The sequence below is a fragment of the Streptomyces sp. CB02980 genome (assembly GCF_014451325.2).
GTDB lineage: Bacteria > Actinomycetota > Actinomycetes > Streptomycetales > Streptomycetaceae > Streptomyces.
Genome location: NZ_JACSCH020000015.1, coordinates 1 through 11,961, shown reverse-complemented (window position 1 = coordinate 11,961; position 11,961 = coordinate 1). Strand labels below are relative to the sequence as shown.

The window sequence follows — 11,961 nt, the reverse complement described above, 5'->3', positions numbered from 1 at the left end:
GTACGCAACGGAGGATGAGCGCGGCCGGCGTCGCGCTGATGCTCGGCGGCGCGGGGATCATGATTTCCGCCGGCCCCGCCCAGGCCGCCGAGGTCTCGTACAAGACGGAGTGCATCCCGCCGTCCATCTCCGGGCTTCCGCCCGTGCAGGGCACGACGAAGGTGCTGATCACGGCACCGGCGGAGGCCAAGGTCGGCGACGAGGTCGAGATCGTCTGGAAGACGGTCCAGGCCGCTTCGAAGAACCCCGACGTGCTCGACCTCGGCGCGGACACGGTCAAGCCGACCGGCGTCCTCACCGTGGGCGGCGCGGGGAGCGGCACCGTCGCGATGGAGGGTCCCCGGAAGAACCCGCCGATCCCCAAGAACAGCCCGATGGTGCTGCCCGAGATGAAGGGGAAGCTGAAGCTGACGGCGGCGGGTGAGATCACCCTCACCCCCGACAAGTACACGATCAACGTGTCCAAGCCGCTGTCGACGGACACGAAGTGCGCCCCGAAGGAGACGGTGCCGGTCGCGGCCACGATCAAGGTCACGGCCGGTGGCGGCGGTACGACGACGGGCGGCACGAACGGCGGGTCCACGACGACCACCGGCGGTACGACGACGACGTCGGGCGGCAACGCGAGCGGCAGCACCACGGGCGGCTCGACCACGACCGGCGGCGGCTCTAACAACACCGGCGGCTCCTCGACCTCGTCCTCCGGCGGATCCGGCGGCTCGGGCTCCGGATCGACCTCCGGCGGATCCTCCGGCTCGGGTTCCGGCTCGGCCTCCGGCGGATCCTCCAGCGGCGGTGCGAGCGGCGGTGGCGGCGGCGAGACGTCCTTCCCCGGCAAGGAGGTCTCCGTCACGTTCGGCTGTCAGGCCCCCGGCCCGGACCCGATCAACTCCAAGGTGACGATCGACGCCAAGAAGAACGGCGGTGTGTACGACCTCACGGTCAGGACGGCCAAGGGCGTCATGAACAGCCCCGCCGCCCTCCCCAAGGGAGCCCTCAAGGCCTCCATGGCAATCAAGATCGGCGGATCCGACAGCGGCACGGTGAACGTCTCGGGACCCCCGAACCCCACCGCGCTGAAGCTGGGCGACCCGGTGAACCTGCCGGACATGAAGGGCACGTACAAGCCCGGAGCGACCGGTAAGTCCACGCTCAGCCCCGGCACGCTGACCATCAAGGTCACCCTCGGCAGCTCGGGGATGGACATCCCGTGCCAGGTGAAGGGCGCCGTCCAGGCCTCCCTCGAACTGGACACGAGCAAGCAGGCGGGCGGCGCCTCGGGCGGCGACGGCAACGGCTCGGGCTCGGGCAGCGGCTCGGGCTCCGGCAGCGGGAGCGGTTCCGGCTCCGGCGGCTCCGACGGCGGGAACCTCGCGGAGACCGGCGCCGAGGACGACGGCGCCCTGCGCGCCCTCGCCCTCGTCGCCGGCACGGTGATCCTGCTCGGCGGCGCCGTGTTCACCTTCACCCCGTGGGCGCGCCTCAGGCGCTGACGCGGGGCCGGAAACGGCGGAGGGCCGCCGCACCGGATCGGTGCGGCGGCCCTCACGGCCGTACGGGGGAGGTCAGTGGACGCTGCCCATGAGCCCCTGGACCTTCTTGCGGTACATGTAGATCGCGAAGCCCGCCGCGACGGCGAGCGTCGCCTGCATGGCGATGATCCCTGTCCCGTTCAGGTCCACGCCCGCGATGGAGAGCAGACCCGTGGTGCAGTCACCGGCGGTGACGGCGAGGAACCAGACGCCCATCATCTGGGAGGCGTACTTCTTCGGCGCCATCTTCGTGGTGACGGAGAGGCCGACGGGGGAGAGGCACAGCTCACCGATGGTCTGGATCATGTAGATCGTGACCAGCCACATCGGGGAGACCTTGGTGCCGTCGCCCGCCATGTTCATCGGGACGATGAAGACGAAGAACGAGGCGCCGACGAGGACCAGACCCATCGCGAACTTCACGATGGTGTTCGGCTCCTGGTTCTTCCGGGCCAGCCACAGCCACAGCCAGGCGAAGACCGGGGCGAGCGCCATCACGAACAGCGGGTTCAGCGACTGGTACCAGGTGGCGGGGAAGCCGAGGCCGAAGATCGTGTCGGCGGTCTTGGCGTCGGCGAACAGCGACAGCGTCGAGCCGCCCTGGTCGTAGATCATCCAGAAGATGGCGGCGGCGACGAAGAACCAGATGTAGCCGGTCACCCGCGACTTCTCGCTCGAGTCGAGGTCCTTGTCGCGCTTGATGCGCGCCAGGACGGCGACCGGGATGATCAGGCCCGCGAGGGTGATCGGGACCATCGCCCAGTTCAGGGTGTACATGCCCATGGCGACGACGGCGCCGTAGAAGGCGGCGATCAGGACGGCGCCGACGGCGACCTTGGTGATGACGGCCTTGCGCTCCGCGGCGGACAGCGGGTTCGGGACCTCGCTGCTCTTCGGGTTCAGCGTCTTGCTGAAGATCAGGAAGACGGCGAGGCCGAGGCCCATGCCGATGGCGGCGAGGGCGAAGCCGAGGTGCCAGTTGATCTTCTCGCCGACGGTGCCGATGACCAGCGGGGCGAAGAACGCGCCGAGGTTGATGCCGATGTAGAAGAGCGTGAAGCCACCGTCACGGCGCGGGTCGTCCGCGCCCTTGTAGAGGTGGCCGACCATCGTCGAGATGTTGGCCTTCAGGAGGCCGGAGCCGACCGCGACGAGCGCGAGACCGACGAAGAACATCGCCTGGCCGGGGATGGCCAGCGAGACATGGCCGAGCATGATCACGGAGGCCGCGATCGCGACGGTCTTGCGGGCGCCCCAGACACGGTCGCCGAACCAGCCGCCGGGCATGGCCATCAGGTAGACCATCGAGACGTAGACGGAGTAGATCGCCGTCGCCGTCGCCGCGGTCATCGCGAGGCCGCCGCCCTGGCTGCCCGTCGCGGCGTCCACGCCGCCGGAGACCAGGTACAGAACGAGAAGGGCCCTCATGCCGTAGTAGGAGAAGCGCTCCCACATCTCGGTCATGAAGAGAGTGGCCAGACCACGGGGGTGGCCGAGGAAGGTCTTCTCGTAGCCGAGGGGTTCGGCCGAGTCCTTCGTCAGGCTGGACGCCATGTCGATCCTTGCTCTGTCGGGACGCGCGCCTTGTGAGCGTGATGCGCCCGGTGGGGGAGGCCGGCACCGGCGGAATTCGGAGTGGACTCCGCCGGGATCCACGCCCCGGGAGATGCGTTGTCGCGTCCCGGGACCCGGCCCACAGGTCATTCACTGTCCTCAAGGTTCGGCTGAGCCGACCTCACGCAGAAAGAGGACCTTGGCGCGCGAAGCTGGCCAAAGGTCCCCGATTACCGCTACAGACGTCGAGCCACCATACGACACGACAGTGCCGGATATGAAAGGACTTGAGAGATGGATCACAGGTGAGGGTGCAACCGCACAGGGTCATTCGAAGGTCATGTGCAAGATACCCACAAGATCCCCAGGGTTCCCTCCATCCCCGTGGATCATGCCCCGACCCCCCACCCGTGCGGACTACCATCACCCCATGACCCGTGTACTGCTCGCCGAGGACGACGCATCCATCTCGGAGCCGCTGGCCCGCGCCCTGCGGAGAGAGGGGTACGAGGTCGAGGTCCGCGAGGACGGCCCGACCGCCCTCGACGCCGGCCTCCAGGGCGGCGTGGACCTGGTCGTCCTCGACCTGGGCCTGCCCGGCATGGACGGTCTCGAGGTCGCCAGGCGACTGCGCGCCGAGGGCCACACCGTCCCGATCCTGGTGCTCACCGCCCGCGCCGACGAGGTCGACACGGTCGTGGGGCTCGACGCGGGCGCCGACGACTACGTCACCAAGCCGTTCCGGCTCGCCGAACTCCTCGCCCGCGTCCGGGCCCTCCTCCGGCGCGGCTCCACCGAGCCCGTCGTCGCCCCCTCGACCCACGGCGTGCGGATCGACGTCGAGTCGCACCGGGCGTGGATGGGCGACGAGGAGCTCCAGCTCACGGCCAAGGAGTTCGACCTGCTGCGGGTCCTGGTCCGCGACGCGGGCCGGGTCGTCACCCGCGACCAGCTGATGCGCGAGGTCTGGGACACCACGTGGTGGTCGTCCACGAAGACCCTGGACATGCACATCTCCTGGCTCCGCAAGAAACTGGGCGACGACGCGGCGAACCCCCGCTACATCGCCACGGTCAGAGGCGTCGGCTTCCGTTTCGAGAAGAGCTAGCCGGGGCCCGTAAGGTCGGGAGCGTCTCCCGTTCCCGCCCGGAGGGCAACCGTGCGTCGCCGTCTCATCAACTCCACCCTCGCCGTCGTCCTCGTCGTCATCGCCGTCTTCGGCGTCTCCCTGGTCATCGTCGAGACCCGCACCATCTCCAGCAGCGCCCAGGAGAGCGTGGACCTGGAGGCGCTCCGCATCGTCTCCATCGTCGACAGCCGGCTCATCGGCGGCGAGCCGGTGAACCCGGACATCCTGTCCGAGCAGAGCGGCGCCAAGCGGTACGCCCAGATCCACATCCCCGGCCGGGACACGATCGAGATCGGCACCCGCCCGGAGGGCGACGTCACCCGCGGCCTCGCCGAGGGCGAGCGCGGCGAGACCGTGGTCGTCGAGGAGTCCCGCTCGGCGGTCACCGCCGAGGTCGGCCGCACCCTCATGATCATCGGCGCGGTCGCGCTGCTCGCCGTCATCGCCGCCGTCCTCCTCGCCGTACGGCAGGCCAACAAGCTGACGTCCCCGCTCACCGACCTCGCGGAGACCGCCGAGCGTCTCGGCTCCGGCGACCCGCGACCCCGGCACAAGCGGTACGGGGTGCCCGAGCTGGACCGCGTCGCGGACGTCCTGGACGCCTCCGCCGAGCGCATCGCCCGGATGCTCACCGCCGAGCGCCGGCTGGCCGCAGACGCCTCGCACCAGCTCCGTACGCCCCTCACCGCCCTCTCCATGCGCCTGGAGGAGGTCGCGCTCGCCGACGACCTGGACACGGTCAAGGAGGAGGCGACGATCGCGCTCACCCAGGTCGAGCGGCTCACCGACGTCGTCGAGCGGCTGCTCACGAACTCCCGAGACCCCCGCACCGGCTCCGCCGTCGCCTTCGACCTCGACGAGGTCATCAAGCAGCAGATCGAGGAGTGGCGGCCCGCCTACCGCAGCGCGGGGCGTGCCATCGTCCACTCCGGCAAGCAGGGCATGCGGGCCGTCGGCACCCCGGGGGCGGTCGCCCAGGTCCTCGCGGCCCTGATCGAGAACTCGCTCATGCACGGCGGCGGCACGGTCGCCCTGCGGACCCGCGTCACCGGCAACCAGTCGGTGATCGAGGTCACCGACGAGGGCCCGGGCGTCCCGGCGGACCTCGGCGCACGGATCTTCGAGCGGGCCGTCAGCGGCCGCAGCTCCACCGGCATCGGCCTGGCGGTCGCCAGGGACCTCGCGGAGGCGGACGGCGGCCGCCTGGAGCTCCTCCAGCAGCAGCCGCCGGTCTTCGCACTGTTCCTGAGCCGGGAGGTCCGCAGCCTCTCGGACAGGCAGGGAGAGCGCCCCGTTCGCTGACGCGTGCGTGCTCCGCCCGCCCACGACACCGAAGAAACCCCTGGTCAGTAGTGCTGACCAGGGGTTTCGACGAGCAGTGGCTCAGACGCGGTCGGGCTGCCGCCGGTCCGCCTGCCGCGGCGCCTGCTCCAGGAACGATTCGGCGGTCTGCACCGCCTCCTTCGCAGGCAGCGCGCGGAACACCCACGTGCGGTACGACCAGAAGCGGAACAGCGTCCCGATCCCGATGCCGAAGAACTTGAAGAAGTTGCTCGCGAGCGGGCCGTCCCAGCCGAAGCCGTACGTCGCCGCGTAGAGCACACCGTTCTCGATGACCATGCCGACGACGCTGAACAGCAGGAACAGCGACATCTCCTTGGTGCGCCCGGACTTGTCCCGGTCGCGGTACGTGAAGTATCGGAACCCCACGTAGTTGAAGACGATCGCGACCACGGTGGCGATCAGGCTGGCCCGGACCATCGGGATGTCCGTCGCACCCCGGACGATGTTGAAGACGCCGAGGTTCACCAGGACGCCGAGACCGCCCACCACCCCGAATTTGGCGACTTCCCGGGCGAGCCGGTCGAGTCGCGTGCGCAGCGCGCCGGGTTCACTCATGGTGATGGCTCTGTCCCGTCCGTCCGGATGACGTCCGGGTGACGTCAACCCAACCATGCTAACCAGCGCTCCTGTCACCCGCCCGTGTACCCGGGAAACCGCGGGCGAACCGGCTCCCCACCAGCGTCGTTCTTGTGCCAAACCACAGCCGGACGAGTGTTCACGGATGGTGCGGATACCCTAAGAGGGTGACGTTCCCGGTAGTCGGCATGGTCGGTGGCGGTCAGCTCGCCCGAATGACCCACGAGGCGGGCATCCCCCTCGGCATCAAGTTCAAGCTCCTCAGCGACACCCCGCAGGACTCTGCGGCGCAGGTGGTGAGCGAGGTCGTCATCGGCGACTATCGCGACCTGGCTACGCTGCGTGACTTCGCGCGCGGATGTGACGTGATCACCTTCGATCACGAGCACGTCCCCACGGAGCACCTGCGGGCCCTCGAAGCGGACGGCATCCCCGTCCGCCCCGGGCCCGACGCGCTGGTGCACGCCCAGGACAAGGGGGTGATGCGCGCCAAGCTCGACGAGATCGGCGCACCCAGCCCCCGGCACCGCATCGTGGCGGACCCCGAGGACGCGGCGGCCTTCGCCGCCGAGGTCGGCGGCTTCCCGATCATCCTCAAGACGGTGCGCGGCGGCTACGACGGCAAGGGCGTCTGGTTCGTCCGTACGCCCGAGGACGCCCGCGACCCCTTCCTGGCCGGTGTCCCGGTCCTCGCCGAGGAGAAGGTCGACTTCGCGCGCGAGCTCGCCGCGAACATCGTCCGCTCCCCGCACGGCCAGGCCGTCGCCTACCCGGTCGTCGAGTCCCGGCAGGTCGACGGCGTCTGCGACACGGTGATCGCACCGGCCCCCGACCTCGACGGCGAGCTCGCCGGACAGGCCCAGGAGCTGGCCCTGCGCATCGCCAAGGAGCTCGGCGTCGTCGGTCACCTGGCCGTCGAGCTGTTCGAGACCACGGACGGCCGCATCCTCGTCAACGAACTGGCGATGCGCCCGCACAACTCCGGCCACTGGACCCAGGACGGCGCGATCACCTCGCAGTTCGCCAACCACGTCCGGGCGGTCCTCGACCTGCCCCTCGGCGATCCGCGCCCGCGCGCGACGTGGACCGTGATGTGCAATGTCCTGGGCGGCGACTACCCGGACATGTACTCCGCGTACCTGCACTGCATGGCCAGGGACCCGCAGCTCAAGATCCACATGTATGGCAAGGACGTGAAGCCCGGCCGCAAGGTGGGGCACGTCAACACCTACGGCGACGACCTGGACGACGTGCTGGAGCGCGCGCGTCACGCCGCCGGCTATCTGCGAGGAACGATCACCGAGTGAGCAGCACGAGCCCCGGCACAGGCCCCGACACCTCCACCGCCCCCGTGATCGGCATCGTCATGGGATCCGACTCCGACTGGCCCGTCATGGAGGCCGCGGCGCAGGCCCTCGACGAGTTCGAGATCCCGTACGAGGTCGACGTCGTCTCCGCGCACCGGATGCCGCGCGAGATGATCGCGTACGGCGAGGAGGCCGCGGGCCGCGGCATCAAGGCGATCATCGCGGGCGCGGGCGGCGCCGCCCACCTTCCCGGCATGCTCGCCTCCGTCACCCCGCTGCCGGTCATCGGCGTGCCGGTGCCGCTGAAGTACCTCGACGGCATGGACTCGCTGCTCTCCATCGTGCAGATGCCGGCCGGTGTGCCGGTCGCCACGGTCTCCGTCGGCGGCGCGCGGAACGCGGGCCTGCTCGCGGCCCGCATCCTCGCCGCGCACGACCCCGAACTGCTCACCCGGATGCGGGAGTTCCAGCAGGAGCTGAACGACCAGGCGACCGAGAAGGGCAAGCGCCTGCGGGCCAAGGTCGAGGGCGCGGAGTCGTTCGGCTTCGCCAAGTGAGCGCCGCGGACAGGGCCTCCGGCGGTGCGGCCGACCGCCTCGCCGAGGCCCGCGGGCTGCTCGCCGCCCACCCCGTCGCGGACGGCCACAACGACCTGCCGTGGGCGCTGCGGGAGCACGTCCGGTACGACCTGGACCGGATGGACATCGGCGCGGACCAGACCGGCGCCCTGCACACCGACCTCAAGCGGCTGCGGGCCGGCGGCGTCGGCGCCCAGTTCTGGTCGGTGTACGTGCCCTGCCGGCTGGCGGGCGACGACGCGGTCAGCGCGACCCTGGAGCAGATCGACATCGTCGACCAGCTCCTGGAGCGGTACGCGGGCGACCTCGCCCCGGCCCTGACGGCCGACGACATGGAGGCGGCCCGCGAGCAGGGCCGTATCGCCTCCCTCAAGGGCGCCGAGGGCGGCCACTCGATCAACAACTCCCTCGCCACCCTGCGCGCCCTGCACACCCTCGGCGTGCGCTACATGACGCTCACCCACAACGACAACAACGACTGGGCGGACTCGGCGACCGACGCGCCCGGTGTCGGCGGGCTCTCGGCCTTCGGCCGTGCGGTCGTCCGCGAGATGAACCGCTCCGGCATGCTCGTCGACCTGTCGCACGTCGCCGCGACGACCATGCGGGACGCGCTCGACGCCTCGGCCGCGCCGGTGATCTTCTCGCACTCCTCGGCCCTGGCGGTCTGCGACCACCCGAGGAACATCCCGGACGACGTCCTGGAGCGGCTGCCCGCCAACGGCGGCGTCGCGATGGCCACGTTCGTGCCCAAGTTCATCCTCCCCGCGGCCGTCGAGTGGACCGCGCGGGCCGACGAGAACCTCCGGGCGCACGGCTTCGACCACCTCGACACCACCGCCGAGGCGATGAAGCTGCACCGCGCCTTCGAGGAGGCGAACCCGCGTCCGATCGCCACCGCCGCCACGGTCGCCGACCACCTCGACCACATGCGCGAGGCGGCCGGCATCGACCACATCGGCATCGGCGGGGACTACGACGGCACGGCCTTCACCCCGGCCGGCCTGGACGACGTCGCGGGCTACCCGAACCTGGTCGCGGAGCTGCTGCACCGCGGCTGGTCGCACCCGGACCTGGCGAAGCTGACCTGGTCCAACGCCGTCCGCGTCCTCCGTGACGCGGAAGCGGTCTCGCGCGACCTGCGGAGCCGTACGGCACCGTCGAATGCGACGATCGACTCCCTGGACGCGCCGGGCGCCTGACGGCACGTGAACGCCCCGGCTCCGGCCCCGGCGTTCACCCGGACGGCTCAGCCCGCCGAGCCCCCGCACGGGCCCGGTGGCACGGTGGACGGTACTGCCCCGCCCAATTCGGCGGGGCGGTACTGCATCGCCGAGTTGGAGTAAGACCATGGCGGAACTGCTAGACGACCATCCCACCCTCTCCACCGTCCCTGCCGCCGCCGGGGAGCCCGCACCCCCCGAGCCACCCCCACCACTCGACGAGACGTCCCGCGCCCGCGCCATCCTGGCGGCCCAGCCCGTCGTCGAGGGACACACCGAACTGCCCAGGTCCCTCGACCCGGAAGACCTCCCGCCCGTCCGCGCCGCGGAGGCCGGAGCCCAGTTCTGGTCGCTGCACGTCGGACCCGGCGAAGACGCGGCGGGCGTCATCGGGACCCTGCGGCGGATCGACGCCATCCGCGCGCTCGTCGCCGCCTGCCCCGAGGACCTGCGCCTCGCCCACACGACCTCCGAGATGGCCCACGTCCGCAACTGCGGCCGCGTCGCCGCCCTGCTCGGCCCGGTCAGCTGGACGGCGCTCGGCGCCTCCGCCGCGACCCTGCGGGCGTACCACGCCCTGGGCGTACGGGCCGTCAATCTCACCCGCTTCGACCGCTTCGCCCGCGAGGCGGTACGGGAGATGAACCGCATCGGCCTGGCCGTGGACCTCTCCGGCGCCGACCAGGACACGGTCCGCCGCACCCTCGCCGTCACCCGCGCCCCCGCCCTGCTCACCAGGGCGGCCCCGGAGGGCCTCCCCGACGACGTCCTGGGCCTGCTCGGCGAGAACGGCGCCGTCTGCATGGTCACGGTGACCGACGACCCGGCCGCCGTCGCCGACGTCCTGGACCGGGTGCGCACGGAGGCGGGTTCGCACTGTGTGGGCGTCTCCCACCCCACCGCCCCGGCCGCCGGCTACGTCCCGCTCTTCGCGGAGCTCCTCCGCCGGGGCTGGACCGCCCAGGAACTGGTCGGCCTCGCGCACGCCAACGTGACGCGGGCGCTGCGCGAGACGGAGTTCCTGTCGCGGACGAACCGCATCAGGCCGGTGGCGGCCTGACCGCAGAAGCGGGGCCTGACGGCAGAAGCGGGGCCTGACCGCAGGAGCGGCCCCCGACCGCGGGAACGGAAGAGGGGGCGCCGTGGCGCCCCCTCTTCCCCATGTCCCCGGCTCAGGCGCGCGGGCGTCCCATCGCCCGGTACGTCCAGCCGGCCGCCCGCCAGCGCTCGGAGTCCAGCGCGTTGCGGCCGTCCAGGATCACCCGCGAGGCGGCGACCTCGGCGAGCGACGCCGGGTCGAGCTCGCGGAACTCGCGCCACTCCGTCAGGTGCAGCACCACGTCAGCCCCGCGCACCGCTTCGAGGGCGGACTCGGCGTATCCGAGGGTCGGGAAGAGGCGGCGGGCGTTGTCCATGCCCTTCGGGTCGTAGACGGTGACCTGGCCGCCCTGGAGGTGTATCTGACCGGCCACGTTCAGCGCGGGGGAGTCGCGGACGTCGTCCGAGTCCGGCTTGAAGGTGGCGCCGAGGACGGCGACCCGGCGGCCCAGGAAGGTGCTGCCGCCGAGGGCCTCGCGCGCCATCTCGACCATCTGGCCGCGGCGCCGCATGTTGATCGAGTCGATCTCGCGGAGGAAGGTCAGCGCCTGGTCGGCGCCCAGCTCGCCCGCGCGGGCCATGAAGGCCCGGATGTCCTTGGGCAGGCAGCCGCCGCCGAAGCCGATGCCGGCGCGCAGGAACTTGGCACCGATCCGGTCGTCGTGCCCGATCGCCTCGGCCAGCTTGGCGACGTCGCCGCCGGCGGCCTCGCACACCTCGGCCATCGCGTTGATGAAGGAGATCTTGGTGGCGAGGAAGGAGTTCGCGGAGGTCTTCACCAGCTCTGCGGTGGGGAAGTCGGTCACCACGAAGGGCGAACCGTCGCCGACCGGCTCGGCGTACACCTCGCGCAGCAGCTTCTCGGCCCGCTCGCCCTGCACGCCGACGACGATCCGGTCCGGGTGCAGGGTGTCCTGCACGGCGAAGCCCTCGCGCAGGAACTCCGGGTTCCAGGCCAGCTCCACGCCCTCCGGGAGCACGCCCTCGAGCCGCTCGGCCGAGCCGACGGGCACGGTCGACTTGCCGACGACCAGGGCCCCTTCGCGTACGACCTCGGCGAGGGAGGCGAAGGCGGCGTCCACGTAGCTCATGTCACAGGCGTACTCGCCGTGCTTCTGCGGGGTGTTCACACAGACGAAGTGCACGTCGCCGAAGGCGCCGACCTCCTCCCAGGAGGTGGTGAAGCGCAGCCGGCCGCTCGAACCCTCGATGCCGGCCACGTGCTTCGCGAGGAGTTCCTCCAGGCCCGGCTCGTACATCGGGACCCGGCCGGAGGACAGCAGCTCGATCTTCTCGGGGACGACATCGAGCCCCAGGACCTCGAAGCCCATCTCCGCCATGGCCGCGGCGTGGGTGGCACCGAGGTAGCCGGTGCCGATCACGGTGATCTTCAGGGCCATGCGGGTCTCCAGTGAACGTCGGGCGGAATGCCTGCCCGAGCATAGTCGTGCTCTGGTCCGAGGCCGGGGCACGCCCTACGCTTTGGGTTACTTAACGGTAGTTAGCAGTGTGGGAGTGAGTGAGAGTGTCAGGTTCTTCTGATTTCGACCTGTATCGGCCCTCCGAGGAGCACGACATGCTCCGGGAGTCGGTGCGTGCGCTCGCGGAGGCGAAGATCGT

Annotated in this window: 11 protein-coding genes; 8 read left to right on the top strand and 3 right to left on the bottom strand. The window is 70.9% G+C overall.

Annotated features, from left to right (window positions below):
* The first annotated feature begins 14 nt into the window (after positions 1-14).
* Positions 15-1,493: a hypothetical protein gene (locus E0F75_RS27820; RefSeq protein ID WP_229313704.1), complete on the top strand. Its 1,479-nt coding sequence runs from the start codon at positions 15-17 to the stop codon at positions 1,491-1,493.
* Between the two features lie 72 nt (positions 1,494-1,565).
* Here E0F75_RS27820 and E0F75_RS27815 read toward each other — a convergent pair whose 3' ends face one another.
* Positions 1,566-3,086: a peptide MFS transporter gene (locus E0F75_RS27815; protein WP_229313703.1), complete on the bottom strand. Its 1,521-nt coding sequence runs from the start codon at positions 3,084-3,086 to the stop codon at positions 1,566-1,568.
* A gap of 430 nt (positions 3,087-3,516) precedes the next feature.
* On the opposite strand from E0F75_RS27815, the gene E0F75_RS27810 reads away from it, so the two are divergent.
* Positions 3,517-4,194, top strand: coding sequence for a response regulator transcription factor (locus tag E0F75_RS27810; protein ID WP_030315177.1), 678 nt, complete (start codon positions 3,517-3,519; stop codon positions 4,192-4,194).
* 51 nt (positions 4,195-4,245) lie between these two features.
* The gene (locus tag E0F75_RS27805; protein WP_229313702.1) at positions 4,246-5,517 is read left to right on the top strand and encodes an ATP-binding protein; all 1,272 of its coding nucleotides are present in this window, start codon (positions 4,246-4,248) and stop codon (positions 5,515-5,517) included.
* An 81-nt stretch (positions 5,518-5,598) separates the two neighbouring features.
* Here the strand turns inward: E0F75_RS27805 and E0F75_RS27800 are convergent, their stop codons facing one another.
* A complete protein-coding gene (locus E0F75_RS27800; RefSeq protein ID WP_229313701.1) occupies positions 5,599-6,114 on the bottom strand; it encodes a GtrA family protein in 516 nt (171 codons plus the stop codon).
* A gap of 188 nt (positions 6,115-6,302) precedes the next feature.
* Here E0F75_RS27800 and E0F75_RS27795 point away from each other — a divergent pair, with 188 nt between their 5' ends.
* From E0F75_RS27795 to E0F75_RS27780, 4 genes are all read left to right on the top strand, one after another.
* Entirely contained in the window at positions 6,303-7,442 is a 1,140-nt protein-coding gene (locus tag E0F75_RS27795) for a 5-(carboxyamino)imidazole ribonucleotide synthase (protein WP_308189614.1), read from the top strand.
* A 59-nt stretch (positions 7,443-7,501) separates the two neighbouring features.
* Positions 7,502-7,999 carry a 5-(carboxyamino)imidazole ribonucleotide mutase gene (gene purE, locus E0F75_RS27790; RefSeq protein ID WP_229313862.1) on the top strand — a complete coding sequence of 166 codons (498 nt, stop codon included), beginning with the start codon at positions 7,502-7,504 and terminating at the stop codon, positions 7,997-7,999.
* Positions 7,996-9,222, top strand: coding sequence for a dipeptidase (locus E0F75_RS27785; RefSeq protein ID WP_374115441.1), 1,227 nt, complete (start codon positions 7,996-7,998; stop codon positions 9,220-9,222). The genes purE and E0F75_RS27785 overlap by 4 nt, the downstream gene beginning before the upstream one ends.
* Before the next feature lie 148 nt (positions 9,223-9,370).
* A complete protein-coding gene (locus E0F75_RS27780) occupies positions 9,371-10,303 on the top strand; it encodes a membrane dipeptidase (protein ID WP_229313699.1) in 933 nt (310 codons plus the stop codon).
* Between the two features lie 112 nt (positions 10,304-10,415).
* On the opposite strand, the gene E0F75_RS27775 is transcribed toward E0F75_RS27780, so the two are convergent.
* The gene (locus tag E0F75_RS27775; protein WP_229313698.1) at positions 10,416-11,741 is read right to left on the bottom strand and encodes a UDP-glucose/GDP-mannose dehydrogenase family protein; all 1,326 of its coding nucleotides are present in this window, start codon (positions 11,739-11,741) and stop codon (positions 10,416-10,418) included.
* A gap of 125 nt (positions 11,742-11,866) precedes the next feature.
* On the opposite strand from E0F75_RS27775, the gene E0F75_RS40465 reads away from it, so the two are divergent.
* Positions 11,867-11,961, top strand: a 95-nt coding sequence (locus tag E0F75_RS40465) for an acyl-CoA dehydrogenase family protein (RefSeq protein ID WP_229313860.1), incomplete at its 3' end; no start/stop codon positions are given.